The organism is Pseudomonas xanthosomatis (genome assembly GCF_019139835.1).
In the GTDB taxonomy this organism is placed as follows: Bacteria; Pseudomonadota; Gammaproteobacteria; order Pseudomonadales; family Pseudomonadaceae; genus Aquipseudomonas; species Aquipseudomonas fakonensis.
This window is the reverse complement of record NZ_CP077075.1, coordinates 3,907,273-3,922,468: the sequence shown is the minus strand read 5'-3', so window position 1 is coordinate 3,922,468 and position 15,196 is coordinate 3,907,273. Positions and strand designations below refer to the sequence as shown.

General features: G+C 66.4%; 15 protein-coding genes. 11 read left to right on the top strand and 4 right to left on the bottom strand.

Features of this window, described 5'->3' with window-relative positions; all coding sequences use genetic code 11:
• Position 1 precedes the first annotated feature (1 nt).
• Together macA and KSS93_RS17460 are read left to right on the top strand one after the other, a co-directional pair.
• Positions 2 to 1,159, top strand: coding sequence for a macrolide transporter subunit MacA (gene macA, locus KSS93_RS17465; protein WP_217885233.1), 1,158 nt, complete (start codon positions 2 to 4; stop codon positions 1,157 to 1,159).
• A gap of 8 nt (positions 1,160 to 1,167) precedes the next feature.
• Positions 1,168 to 3,168: a MacB family efflux pump subunit gene (locus KSS93_RS17460; RefSeq protein WP_217885232.1), complete on the top strand. Its 2,001-nt coding sequence runs from the start codon at positions 1,168 to 1,170 to the stop codon at positions 3,166 to 3,168.
• Between the two features lie 200 nt (positions 3,169 to 3,368).
• On the opposite strand, the gene KSS93_RS17455 is transcribed toward KSS93_RS17460, so the two are convergent.
• A complete protein-coding gene (locus KSS93_RS17455; RefSeq protein WP_217885231.1) occupies positions 3,369 to 4,013 on the bottom strand; it encodes a helix-turn-helix transcriptional regulator in 645 nt (214 codons plus the stop codon).
• A gap of 259 nt (positions 4,014 to 4,272) precedes the next feature.
• Here KSS93_RS17455 and mdcA point away from each other — a divergent pair, with 259 nt between their 5' ends.
• The 9 genes from mdcA to madM all read left to right on the top strand — a co-directional run bounded on the left by mdcA (position 4,273) and on the right by madM (position 11,726).
• Complete coding sequence (gene mdcA / locus KSS93_RS17450; protein WP_217885230.1) at positions 4,273 to 5,934, top strand: malonate decarboxylase subunit alpha; 1,662 nt, start codon at positions 4,273 to 4,275, stop codon at positions 5,932 to 5,934.
• Positions 5,934 to 6,926 (top strand): triphosphoribosyl-dephospho-CoA synthase, encoded by a 993-nt coding sequence (locus KSS93_RS17445; RefSeq protein ID WP_217885229.1) that lies wholly within the window; start codon positions 5,934 to 5,936, stop codon positions 6,924 to 6,926. Before mdcA ends, KSS93_RS17445 begins: the two co-directional genes overlap by 1 nt.
• 1 nt (position 6,927) lies before the next feature.
• Complete coding sequence (locus KSS93_RS17440; protein ID WP_217885228.1) at positions 6,928 to 7,227, top strand: malonate decarboxylase subunit delta; 300 nt, start codon at positions 6,928 to 6,930, stop codon at positions 7,225 to 7,227.
• Entirely contained in the window at positions 7,220 to 8,068 is an 849-nt protein-coding gene (locus tag KSS93_RS17435) for a biotin-independent malonate decarboxylase subunit beta (RefSeq protein WP_217885227.1), read from the top strand. Before KSS93_RS17440 ends, KSS93_RS17435 begins: the two co-directional genes overlap by 8 nt.
• Positions 8,065 to 8,856, top strand: a complete 792-nt coding sequence (gene mdcE / locus KSS93_RS17430; protein WP_217885226.1) for a biotin-independent malonate decarboxylase subunit gamma — start codon at positions 8,065 to 8,067, stop codon at positions 8,854 to 8,856. The genes KSS93_RS17435 and mdcE overlap by 4 nt, the downstream gene beginning before the upstream one ends.
• A 1-nt stretch (position 8,857) precedes the next feature.
• The gene (locus KSS93_RS17425) at positions 8,858 to 9,514 is read left to right on the top strand and encodes a malonate decarboxylase holo-ACP synthase (protein ID WP_217885225.1); all 657 of its coding nucleotides are present in this window, start codon (positions 8,858 to 8,860) and stop codon (positions 9,512 to 9,514) included.
• Entirely contained in the window at positions 9,511 to 10,425 is a 915-nt protein-coding gene (gene mdcH / locus KSS93_RS17420) for a malonate decarboxylase subunit epsilon (protein WP_217885224.1), read from the top strand. The genes KSS93_RS17425 and mdcH overlap by 4 nt, the downstream gene beginning before the upstream one ends.
• Before the next feature lie 112 nt (positions 10,426 to 10,537).
• The gene (madL, locus tag KSS93_RS17415; protein ID WP_217885223.1) at positions 10,538 to 10,960 is read left to right on the top strand and encodes a malonate transporter subunit MadL; all 423 of its coding nucleotides are present in this window, start codon (positions 10,538 to 10,540) and stop codon (positions 10,958 to 10,960) included.
• Between the two features lies 1 nt (position 10,961).
• Positions 10,962 to 11,726, top strand: coding sequence for a malonate transporter subunit MadM (gene madM, locus KSS93_RS17410; RefSeq protein ID WP_217843336.1), 765 nt, complete (start codon positions 10,962 to 10,964; stop codon positions 11,724 to 11,726).
• Positions 11,727 to 11,761: 35 nt separating this feature from the next.
• Here the strand turns inward: madM and KSS93_RS26980 are convergent, their stop codons facing one another.
• The 3 genes from KSS93_RS26980 to KSS93_RS17395 form a co-directional block, all read right to left on the bottom strand.
• Complete coding sequence (locus KSS93_RS26980) at positions 11,762 to 12,463, bottom strand: RHS repeat-associated core domain-containing protein (RefSeq protein WP_437182131.1); 702 nt, start codon at positions 12,461 to 12,463, stop codon at positions 11,762 to 11,764.
• A gap of 262 nt (positions 12,464 to 12,725) precedes the next feature.
• On the bottom strand, positions 12,726 to 13,637 hold the full coding sequence (locus KSS93_RS17400; protein ID WP_217843337.1) for a LysR family transcriptional regulator: 912 nt from the start codon (positions 13,635 to 13,637) through the stop codon (positions 12,726 to 12,728).
• Between the two features lie 116 nt (positions 13,638 to 13,753).
• Positions 13,754 to 15,082, bottom strand: coding sequence for an MFS transporter (locus KSS93_RS17395; RefSeq protein ID WP_217885221.1), 1,329 nt, complete (start codon positions 15,080 to 15,082; stop codon positions 13,754 to 13,756).
• Positions 15,083 to 15,196: the final 114 nt, after the last annotated feature.

Below are 15,196 nucleotides of genomic sequence, written 5' to 3'. Positions count from 1 at the left end.
TATGGACAAGAGCAGAACGCGCAAGATCGGCCTCGGCATTGCCGTGGCCCTGGTGGCGGGGGTGGCGTTGTACGCCATCCAGGCGCCGGCCAAGCCGCCGCAGTACATCACCGCCACGGTGGAGCGCGGCGATATCGAAAACGCCGTGCTGGCCACCGGGGTGCTCGAAGGCATCCGCCAGGTAGACGTCGGCGCCCAGGTGTCCGGGCAGTTGCGCTCGTTGAAGGTCAAGCTTGGCGACAAGGTGCAAAAGGGCCAGTGGCTGGCCGAGATCGACCCGCTGGTGCTGCGCAACACCCTGCGCCAGGCCGAGGTGGACGAAGAAAAACTGCGCGCCGAGCGGCGCTCCACCGAGGCGCAGTTGCAGCAGGCGCGGCGGGTGTACGAGCGCTACAAGGCGCTGCAGAGCGACGAGTCGGTGTCGCGCCAGGACTACGAGAACGCCGAGTCCCAGTACCAGGTGCAACTGGCCACCCTGCGCTCGCTCGATGCGCAGATCAAAAGCGCCCAGGTGCAGGTAGACACGGCCAAGGTCAACCTGGACTACACCCGCATCAATGCACCGATCGATGGCGATGTGGTGGGTATCGTCACCCAGGAGGGGCAAACCGTGATCGCCCAGCAACTGGCGCCGATCATCCTCAAGCTGGCCGACCTCGACACCATGACGGTCAAGGCCCAGGTGTCGGAGGCCGACGTGATTCACATCAGCCCCGGCCAGCAGGTGTACTTCACCATCCTCGGTGAGGACAAACGCTACTACGCCACCCTGCGCGGCACGGAGCCGGCGCCCCAGGACTACCTGGAAACCACCGACAAGACCAGCGGCAGCAGCACCCGGCAGAACAACGCGGTGTTCTACAACGCGCTGTTCGAGGTGCCCAACCCCGAGCACCGTTTGCGCATTGCCATGACTGCCCAGGTGCGCATCGTGCGCGATACCGCCCAGGCGGTGCTGATGGTGCCGGTGGCCGCCCTGGGGGCGCGTAACGAGGATGGCAGCTACCGGGTGCGGGTGCTTGATGCCAAGGGCCAGGCCCAAGTGCGCGACGTGCAGGCGGGCATCAACAACAACGTCAAGGTGGAGGTCAAGGCGGGCCTGGCCGAAGGCGACCGGGTGGTGATCGGCGAGCCGGTCGGCGACCTGGCGGGGGCCTGAGCATGAACATGAGCGTTGCACCGGGCACCCTGTGCCCCCAGGGCGTCGGGCAGCAGCCGGCCTTGCTGCAGTTGCGCGGCGTCAGCCGCAGCTTCATGGCGGGCGACCGCGAGTTTTTGGCCTTGCGCGAGATCGACCTGAGCATCCAGGCCGGCGAGCTGGTGGCGATCATCGGCGCCTCGGGCTCGGGCAAGTCGACCCTGATGAACATCCTCGGCTGCCTGGACCACGCCAGCGCCGGCAGCTACCAGGTCAGCGGCCAGGAAACCCGCGACATGGACGACGAGGCCCTGGCGGCGCTGCGCCGCGACCACTTCGGGTTCATCTTCCAGCGCTACCACCTGCTGCCGCACCTGGATGCGCTGCGCAACGTCGAAATACCTGCGGTGTACGCCGGCACCCCCCAGGGCCAGCGCCATGAGCGGGCGCGTGAGTTGCTGACCCGGCTGGGCCTGGCCGGGCACTTGGGCCACCGGCCGAGCCAGATGTCCGGCGGCCAGCAGCAGCGGGTGAGCATTTGCCGGGCGCTGATGAACGGCGGCCAGGTGATCCTTGCCGACGAGCCCACAGGGGCCCTGGACACCGCCAGTGGCAAGGAGGTGATGCGCATCTTGCTGGAGCTGCACGCAGCGGGGCACACCGTGATTCTGGTGACCCACGACCCCAAGGTGGCGGCCCATGCCGAGCGCATCATCGAGGTCAGCGACGGGCAGATCGTCAGCGACCGGCGCAACCGCCAGGACCTGGAAGTGCCCGCAGAACCTGCGCCTGCTGCCAGCGAGGCACCGCGGCCACGGCGCCTGGTGGCAGGCTTCGGGCTGTTTCGCGAAGCTTTTGCCATGGCCTGGATCGCCCTGGTGTCGCACCGCATGCGCACCTTGCTGACCATGCTCGGGATCATCATCGGCATCACCTCGGTGGTGTCGATCTCGGCCATCGGCGAGGGCGCCAAGGGCTATGTGCTGCGCGATATCGAGGCGATCGGCAGCAACACCATCGACATCTACCCGGGCAGCAACTTCGGCGACAGCCGGGCCAAGTCCATCGAAACCCTGCTGCCGGCGGATGTCACTGCGCTGAACCAGCTGTACTACGTCGACAGCGCCACCCCGGTGATCGGCCGCAGCCTGCTGGTGCGCTACCGCAACATCGATGTGGACGTGCAGCTCAACGGCGTCAACGAACGCTACTTCAAGGTGCGCAACATCCGCTTCGATGCCGGCATCCCGTTCAGTGCCGACGATGCCCGGCGCCAGGCGCAGGTGGTGGTGATCGACCACAACACCCGCCAGCGCCTGTTCGGCGAGGGCGTCGACCCGCTCGGCCAGGTGATCCTGCTGGGCAGCCTGCCGTGCACGGTGATTGGCGTAACCGCCGAAAACAAGAACCTGTTCGCCGCCAACAATGGCCTGAACGTGTGGCTGCCCTACGAGACCGCCGCCGGCCGCGTGCTCGGCCAGCGCCATCTGGACAGCATCAGCGTGCGCATTCGCGACGGCGTGCCGAGCAAGCGGGTGGAGCAGGAGGTCAACGCGCTGATGCTGCAGCGCCACGGCACCAAGGATTTTTTCACCAACAACCTCGACAGCATCATGCAGACGGTGCAGAAGACCAGCCGTTCGCTGACCCTGCTGCTGTCGCTGATCGCGGTGATTTCGCTGGTGGTGGGGGGCATCGGGGTGATGAACATCATGCTGGTGTCGGTGACCGAGCGTACCCGCGAGATCGGCATCCGCATGGCGGTGGGGGCGCGCCAGTCGGACATTCGCCAGCAGTTTCTGGTGGAGGCGGTGATGGTGTGTTTGATCGGCGGGGTGATCGGGATCGGGCTGTCCTATGGTATCGGCTCGTTGTTCACCCTGTTCGTGTCGCAGTGGCAGATGGTGTTTTCGCTGGGCTCGGTGGTGACAGCGTTCGCCTGTTCGACGTTGATCGGCATCGTGTTTGGCTTTGTGCCGGCGCGCAACGCCGCCAGGCTTGACCCGATCGAGGCGTTGGCGCGGGATTGAGTGATAACCGCTGTCGGCCCCGGTGGGAGCAACTGTCTTGCTCAATTTCTAAAAGCTGGTGCGATCACTGTGGGAGCGGGCTTGCCCGCGAACACCGGCGCAGCCGGTGCCAGGCACCGCGTCGCCTGCTTCGCGGGCAAGCCCGCTCCCACAGGATCGTGCAAGGCGCTGAATCCATCGCTGTACCTGTGGATTTGAGGTCAATGATGCCGCGCCGGTACCTGGGCGCCGTACATCCAGCGCATCAGCGAATGCCGCCCGCTGATGCCCAGCTTGATCGCCGCACGGCGCAGGTAGCTTTCCACCGTGTTGACCTTCAACGCCAGCAGCTCGGCCTGTTGCGGCGCGGTGTGCCCGGCCAGCAGGCCCAGGCACACCTGGCGCTCGCGTTCGGAAAGGCTCAGGCCACTTTGCTGCAAACGCTCGAGAAAACGCGCCGGCAATGACTCGCCAACCGCCGGCGGCTCCGGGTGCAGGGCATCGCCGTGTTTCTCCAGCATCGGTAGCAGCAGCGGCGAGATGTCCTCGAGCAAGTGCCGTTCGGACAAGGTGAAGGCATCGCCCTGGGCGGCGCGCAGCACGGTGATCTGGTAGTGGTAGCCATTGTTGCTGCGGGCCATTTGCAGGCGCGCCGGGTCGCCCAGGGTGATGGCCGGGTGCGACAGCACGGTTTCGCACAACAGTGGTGCTTCGCCTTCGCCAGAGGCAATGCGCGACTGGCGGATATGCGTGGCATCGACCGTCAGCTGGGTGCGGATCAGGTCGTGCAGCCGGCGCGGGAACTGCTGGCTGCCGGTGCTGGCGATGGCTTTGCCGATCTGGGGAAAGGGCAGGTGTGGGGGCATGGTGTCGTCCGTGAGTCAGTTGAGGTTGGCGCTGCCTGTCCTGTAGCGGCGCGAAAGCGCTTCGAATCCTAGTACAACGATTGAGTGACCGTTGAATGAAACGCGTAGTGGCATAATAGTGGCAATTCCACCAATTAGACAGCCTGACCGCTTGGTCATCGTTAACCTTAGCGTAATGAATCGACGGTCTGCTTGATTGATGCAGCACTTGCCTGCGCCCTAAGGTGATTCCACGACAGCGAACCCGTGGAGTCACCCAATGACAACAATGAAGAATCCACCGCCGCAATGGTCGCGCCGGCGTGCCGAGAAACAGCGCCGCCTTGAGCGCGTGAGCCACCTGGCCGATGGCGTGGTGCTGCCCACCGAGCGCATCGTCGAGGCGCTGGAGCTGCTGCTGGCCCCTGGCGACCGGGTGGTGCTGGAGGGCAACAACCAGAAGCAGGCCGATTTTCTCTCCCGTTCGCTGGCCAAGGCCGACCCGGCGCGCCTGCATGACCTGCACATGATCCTGCCCAGCGTCAGCCGCGCCGAGCACCTGGACCTGTTTGAACGTGGCATTGCCCGCAAGCTCGACTTCAGCTTTGCCGGGCCGCAGAGCCTGCGCATCGGCCAGTTGCTCGAAGACGGCCTGCTGGAAGTGGGCGCCATCCACACCTACATCGAGTTGTATTCGCGCCTGCTGGTGGACCTGATCCCCAACGTCACCTTGGTGGCCGGCTTCATGGCCGACCGCGACGGCAACCTGTACACCGGCCCCAGCACCGAGGACACCCCGGCGCTGGTGGAGCCGGCGGCGTTCAGCGACGGCATCGTCATCGCCCAGGTGAACCAGCTGGTGGAGCGGGTGGACGACCTGCCGCGGGTGGACATTCCGGCGTCCTGGGTGGACTTCGTGGTGGTTGCCGACCAGCCGTTCTACATCGAACCGCTGTTCACCCGCGACCCGCGCCACATCAAGCCGGTGCACGTGCTGATGGCGATGATGGCGATCCGCGGCATCTACGAAAAGCACCAGGTGCAGTCGCTGAACCATGGCATCGGCTTCAACACCGCCGCCATCGAGCTGATTCTGCCCACCTACGGCGAGTCGCTGGGCCTGAAGGGCAAGATCTGCCGCAACTGGACGCTGAACCCGCACCCCACCCTGATACCGGCCATCGAAACCGGCTGGGTGCACAGCGTGCATTGCTTCGGCACCGAGCTTGGCATGGAGGACTACATCGCCCAGCGCCCGGATGTGTTCTTCACCGGGCGTGACGGCTCGCTGCGCTCCAACCGCATGATGTGCCAGCTGGCCGGCCAGTACGCGGTGGACCTGTTCATCGGCGCCACCTTGCAGGTAGACGGCGACGGCCATTCTTCCACCGTGACCCGTGGCCGCCTGGCAGGCTTTGGCGGTGCGCCGAACATGGGCCACGACCCGCGCGGCCGGCGCCATGCCACCCCGGCCTGGCTCGACATGACCGTGCCCGACACCTTGCTGGAGCGGGGCCGCAAGCTGGTGGTGCAGATGGTCGAAACCTACCAGGAGGGCGGCAAGCCCACCTTCGTCGACACCCTGGATGCCGTTGAGGTGGCGAAAAAAGCCGGCATGCCCCTGGCCCCGGTGATGATCTACGGCGACGACGTCACCCACCTGCTCACCGAAGAAGGCATCGCCTACCTGTACAAGGCGCGCAGCCTGGAAGAGCGTCGGCAGATGATCGCCGCCGTGGCCGGGGTGACCGCCATCGGCCTGCGCCATGACCCTGCCGACACCCAGCGCCTGCGCCGCGAGGGCCTGGTGGCCTTGCCCGAGGACTTGGGCATTCGCCGCACCGATGCCAGCCGCGAACTGCTCGCCGCACGCAGCATCGCCGAGCTGGTGGAGTGGTCCGGCGGCCTCTACAACCCGCCTGCACGGTTCAGGAGCTGGTAATGACTGCCCATGACTTGAAACCGCATCAGCTTCTTCGCGGGCAAGCCCGCTCCCACAGTTACGGCGCTGTGCCGCAGGCCCTGGTGATCCCTGTTAAAGACACCGAGCTTGAAATTCATGCGGTCCCTGTGGGAGCGGGCTTGCCCGCGAAAGGGCCGATACAGGCCAGCCCCGTCGCCCTGGCCGACCACCTTGCCGACCTTGCCGTAGAGGCCCTGCTCGACGAAGCCGACCTGTCGCCCAAACCGGGCCTGGTGGACCGGCGCAGCAACGGCGCCCACCACGACATGAGCTTGGCCCTGATGCACGCCTCGGCCCTGGCCCTGTGGCCGTGCTTCAAGCACATGGCGCAAGCGGCGCAACAGCATGGCGCGATCACCCCGGCCTTGCGCGCCGACCTGGGCCGCATCGGCCGCGAAGGCGAGGCCGCCATGCTCGCCACCACCGGCGGGGTTAACACCCATCGCGGCGCCATCTGGGCCTTGGGCCTGCTGGTGGCCGCCAGGGCCCTGGGCAGCCACGCCGATGCCCGAGCTCTGGCCAGCCGCGCCGGGCGCATTGCGCTGCTCGACGACCCGGCCTGCCCGGCGCAGCACAGCCACGGCAGCCAGGTACGCCAGCGCCACGGCATGGGCGGTGCGCGCGAGCAAGCCCAGCTGGGCTTCCCGGCGGTCATCGACCACGGCCTTGTGCAACTGCACCGCAGCCGCGACGCAGGCTGCAGCGAGCCCCATGCCCGGCTCGATGCGCTGCTGGCGATCATGGCCACCCTGGGCGATACCTGTGTGCTCTGGCGCGCCGGTACTGAAGGCCTGCAAGCCGTGCAACAGGGCGCCCGGGCCGTGCTCGGCGAAGGCGGCAGCGCAACCCTGGCCGGGCGCCGCCAACTGCGAAGGCTCGATGCGCAGCTGCTGCAACTGAATGCCTCACCGGGCGGCGCCGCCGATCTGCTGGCCGCCTGCCTGTTCCTCGACGCGGCCGGAGGCCTGTGACATGCAAACCCTGAACTTTCAATTTCCTGCGCAAGCGCCCGGGCGCGGCCGCACTTTGGTGGGCTGCGTCAGCTCCGGCGACCTTGAAGTGCTGATCGAGCCCGGCACCCAGGGCAGCCTGCAGATTCAGGTGGTGACCTCGGTCAACGGCAGCGAAGCCCGCTGGGCGCAGTTGTTCGAGCGCCTGTTCGCCGGCCGCGCGCTGCCGGCGCTGAACATCGACATCCATGATTTCGGCGCCACCCCGGGCGTGGTGCGCCTGCGCCTGGAACAAGGCTTCGAGGAGATCGGCCATGACTGATACCGCCCGCCTGCTGCACAACCGCAGCTTCGTCGAACTGGGCGCCCGCCAGCGCGCCCGGGCGCTGCTGGACAGCGGCACTTTCCGTGAACTGCTCGGCCCGTTCGAGCGCCTGATGTCACCTTGGCTGCCGCGCCAGGGTATCGTGCCCCAGGCCGATGACGGCGTGGTCATTGCCAAGGGCCGCCTGGCTGGCCGGCCCTGCGTGGTGGCTGCTATCGAAGGCGGCTTTCAGGGCGGCAGCATGGGCGAGGTGGGCGGGGCGAAGATCGCCGGCGCCCTGGAGCTGGCGGTGGAGGACAACCGCAACGGCATCCCCACCTGCGCCGTGCTGCTGCTGGAAACCGGCGGCGTGCGCCTGCAGGAGGCCAACCTGGGGCTGGCGGCCATTGCCGAGATCCAGGCCGCTATTGTCGAGCTGCGCGGTTATCAGCCGGTAATCGGGGTGATTGCCGGCACGGTCGGCTGCTTTGGCGGCATGTCCATCGCCGCCGGGCTGTGCAGCCACCTGCTGGTTACCCGCGAGGCGCGCCTGGGGCTCAATGGCCCGCAGGTGATCGAGCAGGAGGCCGGCATCGAGGAATACAACGCCGGCGACCGGCCCTTCATCTGGAGCCTGACCGGGGGCGAACAGCGCCATGCCAGCGGCCTGGTGGACGGCTATGTGGCCGACGATGTCGACAGCATTCGCCAGCAACTGCTGCAGTTGCTGGATGCGCCTTCGGCCAACCGCGCCGGGCAATACGCCCGTTACCTGGAGCGCTTCGGCAGTTTGGGCGAGGACATCGCGCAACTGGATGGCGCCGCCGTGCGTGCCCTTTACCAAGGAGATGCCTCATGAACCGTGCCTTGAACTGGCTGCCGGGCCTGGCCGGCGGTGAACCGCTGGCGGGTTACCCGGCCTCGCTGCAGGTGGTTGATGGTGAGCTGGACAACCGCCTGGCGCGCTTCATCGCCGTGGTGCCCGATGGGCACAATCCGTTCCCCAGGGCCCGCGCAGGTGAAGTCGGCCTGCTCGAAGGCTGGGGTCTGGCCAAGGCAGTAAGCGAGGCAGTGGAAGCGGATCGCAATAGCGAAAAGCGCGCCATCGTCGCGGTGATCGACGTGCCCAGCCAGGCCTATGGCCGCCGTGAGGAGGCGCTGGGTATTCACCAGGCCCTGGCCGGCGCTGTCGAGGCCTATGCCCAGGCGCGTTTAGCCGGGCACCCGGTGATCGGCCTGCTGGTGGGCAAGGCCATGTCCGGGGCGTTTCTGGCCCATGGCTACCAGGCGCAGCGCCTGATCGCGCTGGATGACAGCGGCGTGATGGTGCATGCCATGGGTAAGGCCGCCGCAGCGCGCATTACCTTGCGCAGTGTCGAAGCGCTGGAGGCGCTGGCCGCCGAGGTGCCGCCGATGGCCTATGACCTGCACAGCTACGCCTCGCTGGGGTTGCTGTGGAAGCGCTTGAGCGTGGCTAATGCCGAGCGGCCAGAGGCTGCGGACATTGCGGCGGTACGGGCTTGCCTGGCCGATGCGGTGCGCGATATCGGCCAGTCCACCGACCTGGCCTCGCGCCTGGGGGGCGAGCATCGCCAGGCCTCGCGCCAGGTGCGCGAGCGCCTGCGCAGCCAGTGGCAGGAGGCCTGAGATGAGCGCCCCGCGTGCCCACGACCTGCTGTGGGGGATGACCCCGCAGATGCTGGCTGACGATGCGCCGCAGTGGGCGGCGCAGGTGCTGGCTGGCGGCCAGCCGGTGGTGGTGCGCCGTGCCCGGTGCAGTGATGGCTGGGTGGCGGTCGGGGTGCGCGGGCATGGGCGGGCGCAGCGTTGGGGCGGGTTTATGCGGGAGGTGGATATCGACCATGTGGTAAGCCCGGAGAGCCTCATCGCGGGGCAAGCCCGCTCCTACGTTGATGGTGCAACTGCTGCGTGGGAGCGGGCTTGCCCCGCGATGGCGATTGACGCTCTGGTATCGATCGCCCCGGTACTGGCCGCCACCGGCCTGCACTGGGGCCCCACCGGAGGCGTTGGTTATCACCTGGCCACAGGCCTTGATGTATTGCACGCAGGCAGCGACCTGGACTTGTTGCTGCGCACCCCAACCCCTTTCACCCGCCGGGCCGCCAAGGACTTGTTGGACATCCTCGACTGCGCGCCATGCCGTATCGACCTGCAACTGGAAACCCCGGCCGGCGCCATCGCCCTGCGCGAATGGGCAGGCCCGGCTAACCGGGTACTGCTCAAGTCAGCCAGCGGAGCACGCTTGGTCAGCGACCCGTGGTTGGCTTTGGAGTGCGCAGCATGAGCAGCCTGTTCGCCTTCCCGGGCCAGGGCGCGCAGCAGCCGGGCATGCTGCATGCCTTGCCGGCGGGCGCTGAATGCCTGTTGGAGGAGGCCAGCGATACCTTGGGTGAGGCGGTGCTGGCTTTGGACACAGCAGATGCCTTGCAGGGCACCCGCGCCGTGCAGCTGTGCCTGCTGCTGGCAGGTGTGGCCTGGGCGCGCTGGCTGCTGCAACGCAGCCCGGCGCCGGATTATGTAGCGGGCTTGTCCATCGGCGCCTACCCGGCTGCGGTGGTGGCCGATGCTTTGGACTTCGCCGATGCCGTACGCCTGGTGGCCCTGCGCGGCGAAATGATGCAACGCGCCTACCCGCAAGGTTATGGCATGACCGCCTTGAGCGGCCTTGACCTGGCGGGTGTCGAGCAACTGCTGGCCGAGGTGGCGGGCGAGGCCTTCGTGGCCAACTTGAACAGCGACAACCAGATCGTCATTGCCGGCAGCGACAGTGCCATGGCCGAGGTTGCACGCCGTGCCCAGGGCCGGGGCGTGGCCCGCAGGCTGGCGGTCAGCGTGCCGTCCCATTGCAGGCTGCTCAATGGCGCCGCCGCGGAGCTTGCGGCCGCTTTCGAGCCGGTGCAACTGCGCCGGCCGCGTATCACCTGGCTGAGCGGCACCCGCGCGCGGCCAGTGTTCGACCCTGTGCAGTTGAAGGATGACCTGGCCTGGAACATGGCGCGGGTGGTGGACTGGCGCGGGCTGCTGCGCACCGCCTTCGAGCGCGGCGTGCGCCTGCAAGTGGAGCTGCCACCGGGCAGCGTGCTCAGCGGCCTGGCCCGCCCGGTGCTGGAACAGGGCAGGGTAGTGGCCCTGGAAAGCACCCGGGCCGATACAGTGGACGCCTTGCTGCGTCGGGAGGTGCAGCGCAGGCATTGACCCCCAGGGCATGCGGCACAACGGCCCCTGCAACCCTCGTACATGCGGTACCAAGCAAAGCGTTTCGAAGAACAACAACAAGCAACTTCGACAAAAGCTGAGGACAACAACAATGATCATCTATGGTGTGGCTCTGCTGGCGGTATGCACGCTTGCCGGCGTTATCGTCGGCGACTTCCTGGGCGTGCTGCTGGGCGTCAAATCCAATGTGGGCGGGGTGGGCATCGCCATGATCCTGCTGATCTGCGCACGCCTGTACATGCACCGCCACGGCGGCATGAGCAAGGAGTGCGAGTTCGGCGTGGGCTTTTGGGGTGCCATGTACATCCCGGTGGTGGTGGCCATGGCCGCCCAGCAGAACGTGGTCACTGCCTTGCACGGCGGGCCGGTGGCACTGCTTGGCGCCGTCGGCGCGGTACTGGTGTGCGGGTTGACCATCGCGCTGATCAGCCGCAGCCACCGCGGCGAGCCCCTGCCGGCGCTGGACGCCCCGTCACCGGCCAAAGCGCAGGCCGTGCCTGCGGGAGGGCGCTGATATGTGGCCGATCATTGACAATGCCCTGGAGCACAACGGCCTGATCACCGCTTTTGCGGTGGTGGGCGCGATCATGTGGCTGTCGGTGCTGCTGTCGAAGTACCTGACCTTCGGCCGGGTGCACGGCTCGGCCATCGCCATCGTCATCGGCCTGGTGCTGGCCTGGGTAGGCGGCACGCTCACCGGCGGGCAGAAGGGCCTGGCCGACATGGCGTTGTTCTCCGGCATCGGCCTGATGGGCGGTGCCATGCTGCGCGACTTCGCCATCGTTGCCACGGCCTTCGAGGTGCAGGCCACCGAGGCGCGCAAGGCCGGCATGATCGGTGCGGTGGCGCTGCTGCTGGGCACGGTGCTGCCGTTCATTGTCGGTGCCTGCGTGGCCTGGGCGTTTGGTTACCGCGATGCGGTGAGCATGACCACCATCGGTGCCGGGGCTGTGACCTATATCGTCGGGCCGGTGACCGGTGCGGCGCTGGGGGCGAGTTCGGATGTGATGGCGCTGTCGATTGCCACCGGGTTGATCAAGGCGATTCTGGTGATGGTCTTTACGCCGGTGTCGGCGCGCTTGCTGGCCCTGGACAACCCGCGTTCGGCGATGGTGTTCGGCGGCTTGGCCGGGACGGTGTCCGGAGTGACTGCGGGGTTGGCGGCGACGGACCGGCGGTTGGTGCCTTATGGTGCGTTGACCGCGACCTTCCATACCGGGCTGGGGTGCTTGATGGGGCCTTCGATTCTGTATTTCTGTGTGCGGGGGTTGGTGGGGTGAGAAGCGGGGCCCTTCAGGGCCCCGGTCGATATTGATCAGCGCGAAGTGCTTCTTGAACCGCGCACGTTGTCCCGCGTCTGGTCGGGTGTCTGCAAACGTGATTGATTTTCTAGCCTGTGTTGTCGAGCCGCCTCGAGCAGATTCTCCAGGCTCGAGCGAACATTGGCAGACGAACTGACTGGCGTTAGCTGCCCCTGCCTTAGTACGACGGCGGAGCTGTCGGGTCTGGGTGCGGTGAGGCTTCGCGGGTTGGGGGGCCTGGAACGGTGTGGCATATGCCCATCTCCGAGGGCGGCCGGTTGCATCCTGCGTTCCGCAGGTGGCGAGCCTCGGGGGCTGGGTGGGGGGAAGCTGTGGGGGCTGGGGGACCTGGAACGTTGTGGCATATGCCCATCTCCGAGGGCGTCCGGTTGCGGCCTGCGAGCCGCAGGCGGTGAGCGGCGGGAACTGAGTCCGGGGGGGCTGGGGGTCCTGGAACGAATTGGCATATGCCCATCTCGGTCAACTGAGTTGACTGGGTCTGCCATGCAGTAAGCGTAGGCATTAACACCACCCTCGCCAAACGGGCTATAGCTGTCAGGCGCGTTGAATCGCATCAGGACGGTATTGTAAAAACGATAACCCTGGCCTAACACATAGCTGTTTATCGTTGCTGCTCGATATTCACCGTTGAAGCCCAACCGTCCTTCCCCAGTTGCTCTATCGAAACCATAGGCGTTATAGGCGAATGGGCGCATTGGCAGTGTGCCATGACGGGCCAGGATCGATTCGTGCGTGTCGGTTAGCAGCAAATGAACACCATCATCCCGTTCTGCCAATGTCGCAGTGGGGCTGCGCAACCACACGAGAGCCCGATTGTGCGCCAGGTATAGATGCAGTCGTTCAGCACAGTAGAAAAAGCGTTGTTGGTTCATGTGTCCCTCGTTGCAAAGCACTGCCTTCGAAGGTGAAGCATACGAATACCCACCGTGAACCGCCCCTGGCAAAACTGCCAGGTCTTCAAACCTCCCGGCTATACATCCTGCACTCGGCCAACAACGCCAACAGGTTTGGCTCGCGCTCGCGCGCCTTCAAAAACACCACGCCGATATGCTGCTGCAACCGGTACCGCGGCTGCAGCGCAATCAACCGCACGCGGTTCTCGTACACCGCCGCGATGCGCCCCGGCAGCAGGGCAAAGCCCACCCCCGAGCTGACCATGCTCAGCAGGGTGAAGATATCGTTCACCTGCATTGCCACCTTGGGCTCGAACCCGGCCTGCTGGAACACCCGCGCGCCGTCGCGGTGGGTGGCAAAGCCCTGGGTCAGGGTGATGAAGGTGGAGTCGGCTAGGTCCGCCAGGTCCACTTCGGCCTGTTCGGCGAAGGGGGAGTCGGTGGGCACGGCGAGGAAGATATCGTCCGAGAACAACGCCAACTGCTCGCAGGCCGGGTCGCTGACGCTTTCGTCCAGCGACACCAGCATGGCGTCCAGTTCGTGGTTTTTCAGGCGGTGCAGCAGGTCGATGTTCGAGCCCAGGGTGAGGTCGATGTTCAGCTCGCTGCGCCGCAGCTTCAGGCCCATTACCAGCTTGGGCACGGTCTTGACGGTGAGCGAGTACAGCGCGCCCAGGCGAAAGCGCTCGGCGTAGAAGCCTGCGGCCTCGCGGGTGTGGCGCACCATCTGTTCGGCGTCCTGGATCAGCTGGCGGGCCTTTTTCTCCAACACATAGGCGCTTTCCAGCGGGATCAGCTGGCGGCCTTCGTGCTTGAACAAGGGGCAGCGCAGGGCGCTTTCCAGGGAGTGGATGGCGCGGTGCACGCTGACGGCGCTGGTGGCAAGTTCTGCGGCGGCGCGGCCGAGGTTGCCGGTGCGCATGAAGGCGAGGAAGGTTTCGAGCTTTTTAAGGGTGAGTTCTTCGTCGATCAGCATGCGCCGGTCCTTGTAGGAGCCGGCTTGCCGGCGATGAGGCCTGTAGAGCCGACACAATACCTTGTGTTGGCGTTCAGGGCCCTATCGCCGGCAAGCCGGCTCTTACAGGGGACGCGTCAGTTGGCGCGGGCCAGGGCGGGGTTGCCGGCGCGTGAGACGCGCAGCGCCACCAGGCTACCGACCACGATCAACACCGCCAGCGCATACAGCGCGGCATCGGTGGAACCGGTCTGGTCCTTGATGAAACCGACCAGGTACGGGCTGAGGAAGCCTGCCATCTGGCCTACCGAGTTGATGATCGCCAGGCCCGCCACGGCGGTGCCTGCGCTCAGCAGGGCGGTCGGCATTGGCCAGAACATCGGCAGGCCGGTGAGGGCGCCCATGGTGGCAATGGACAGGCCGAGGATGGCAATGGCTGGCTGGCCGGCGAAGTTCACCGCGATCACCAGGCCCAGCGCGCCCATCAGCATCGGCACTACCAAATGCCAGCGGCGTTCGTTGCGAAGGTCCGCCGAGCGGCCCACCAGAATCATGAACACCCCGGCCAGCAGGTACGGGATGGCGCTGAGCCAGCCGATCAGCAGCGGGTTGTCGAAGCCCATGTTCTTGATGATCGATGGCAGCCAGAAGTTGATCGCATACACGCCGCTCTGGATGCAGAAGTAGACGAAACCGAAGGTCCAGATCAGCGGGTTGGTCAGCACGGCGAGCACGCCATCGCCACTGGTGGCGGGCTTGGCGGCGGCGTCGGCGGCAAGGTCGGCATCGATCAGCTGGCGCTCGGCCGGGCTCAGCCAGGCGGCCTTCTGGTGGCTGTCACTGAGCAGCACCACGGCCAGCACGCCAAGGGCGACGGTGGGCAGGCCCTGGATCAGGAACATCCACTGCCAGCCGGCAAGGCCGCCCTGGCCTGCGGCGAAGTGCTGCAAAATCCAACCCGAGAACGGCCCGCCAAGCAGGCCGGAAACCGGGATCGCCGACATGAACAGGGCCATGATGCGGCCACGCCGCGCGGCCGGGAACCAGCGCGAGAGGTACAGCACAACGCCTGGGAAGAAGCCGGCCTCGGCGGCGCCGGTGAGCAGGCGCAGGGTGTAGAACTCGGTGGGGGTGGTGACGAACAGCAGGCAGGTGGACAGGCTGCCCCAGGCGATCATCATCAGCGCGATCCAGCGCCGCGGGCCGAAGCGGTTGAGCGCCAGGTTGCTGGGCAGGCCGCACAGCACGTAGCCGATGAAGAAGATGCCGGCACCGAGGCCGTACACCGTTTCGCTGAATTTCAGGGCGTCGAGCATCTGCAACTTGGCAAAGCCGACGTTGACGCGGTCCAGGTAGTTGAACAGGTAGCAGATGAAAATGAACGGAATCAGCCGCAGGGTGATGCGCCGGTACAGCGCGTTGCGGGTGACGTCGTTGCCTTGGTCAGGGGCGGGGCTGTGTGCCATGATCGGGGTCTCTTTTGTTATGGTTGTCGCCGCGTCGCCTGTAGCCGGCGCTCGCCTTGACGAGTCTCGGGGAGTGTAGCGCGGCTGTCTTTGTGCTTTTGCACAGGCAGGGCT

What these genes read in the sequence shown, in the direction of transcription:
- madL (WP_217885223.1), top strand. Translation starts at nt 10,538, where the DNA reads ATGATCATCTATGGTGTGGCTCTGCTGGCGGTATGCACGCTTGCCGGC.
- KSS93_RS17445 (WP_217885229.1), top strand. Translation starts at nt 5,934, where the DNA reads ATGACTGCCCATGACTTGAAACCGCATCAGCTTCTTCGCGGGCAAGCC.
- KSS93_RS17435 (WP_217885227.1), top strand. Translation starts at nt 7,220, where the DNA reads ATGACTGATACCGCCCGCCTGCTGCACAACCGCAGCTTCGTCGAACTG.
- KSS93_RS17400 (WP_217843337.1), bottom strand. Translation starts at nt 13,637, where the DNA reads ATGCTGATCGACGAAGAACTCACCCTTAAAAAGCTCGAAACCTTCCTC.
- KSS93_RS17395 (WP_217885221.1), bottom strand. Translation starts at nt 15,082, where the DNA reads ATGGCACACAGCCCCGCCCCTGACCAAGGCAACGACGTCACCCGCAAC.
- KSS93_RS17440 (WP_217885228.1), top strand. Translation starts at nt 6,928, where the DNA reads ATGCAAACCCTGAACTTTCAATTTCCTGCGCAAGCGCCCGGGCGCGGC.
- madM (WP_217843336.1), top strand. Translation starts at nt 10,962, where the DNA reads ATGTGGCCGATCATTGACAATGCCCTGGAGCACAACGGCCTGATCACC.
- mdcE (WP_217885226.1), top strand. Translation starts at nt 8,065, where the DNA reads ATGAACCGTGCCTTGAACTGGCTGCCGGGCCTGGCCGGCGGTGAACCG.
- KSS93_RS17460 (WP_217885232.1), top strand. Translation starts at nt 1,168, where the DNA reads ATGAGCGTTGCACCGGGCACCCTGTGCCCCCAGGGCGTCGGGCAGCAG.
- macA (WP_217885233.1), top strand. Translation starts at nt 2, where the DNA reads ATGGACAAGAGCAGAACGCGCAAGATCGGCCTCGGCATTGCCGTGGCC.
- KSS93_RS26980 (WP_437182131.1), bottom strand. Translation starts at nt 12,463, where the DNA reads ATGCGCCCATTCGCCTATAACGCCTATGGTTTCGATAGAGCAACTGGG.
- KSS93_RS17425 (WP_217885225.1), top strand. Translation starts at nt 8,858, where the DNA reads ATGAGCGCCCCGCGTGCCCACGACCTGCTGTGGGGGATGACCCCGCAG.
- mdcH (WP_217885224.1), top strand. Translation starts at nt 9,511, where the DNA reads ATGAGCAGCCTGTTCGCCTTCCCGGGCCAGGGCGCGCAGCAGCCGGGC.
- KSS93_RS17455 (WP_217885231.1), bottom strand. Translation starts at nt 4,013, where the DNA reads ATGCCCCCACACCTGCCCTTTCCCCAGATCGGCAAAGCCATCGCCAGC.
- mdcA (WP_217885230.1), top strand. Translation starts at nt 4,273, where the DNA reads ATGACAACAATGAAGAATCCACCGCCGCAATGGTCGCGCCGGCGTGCC.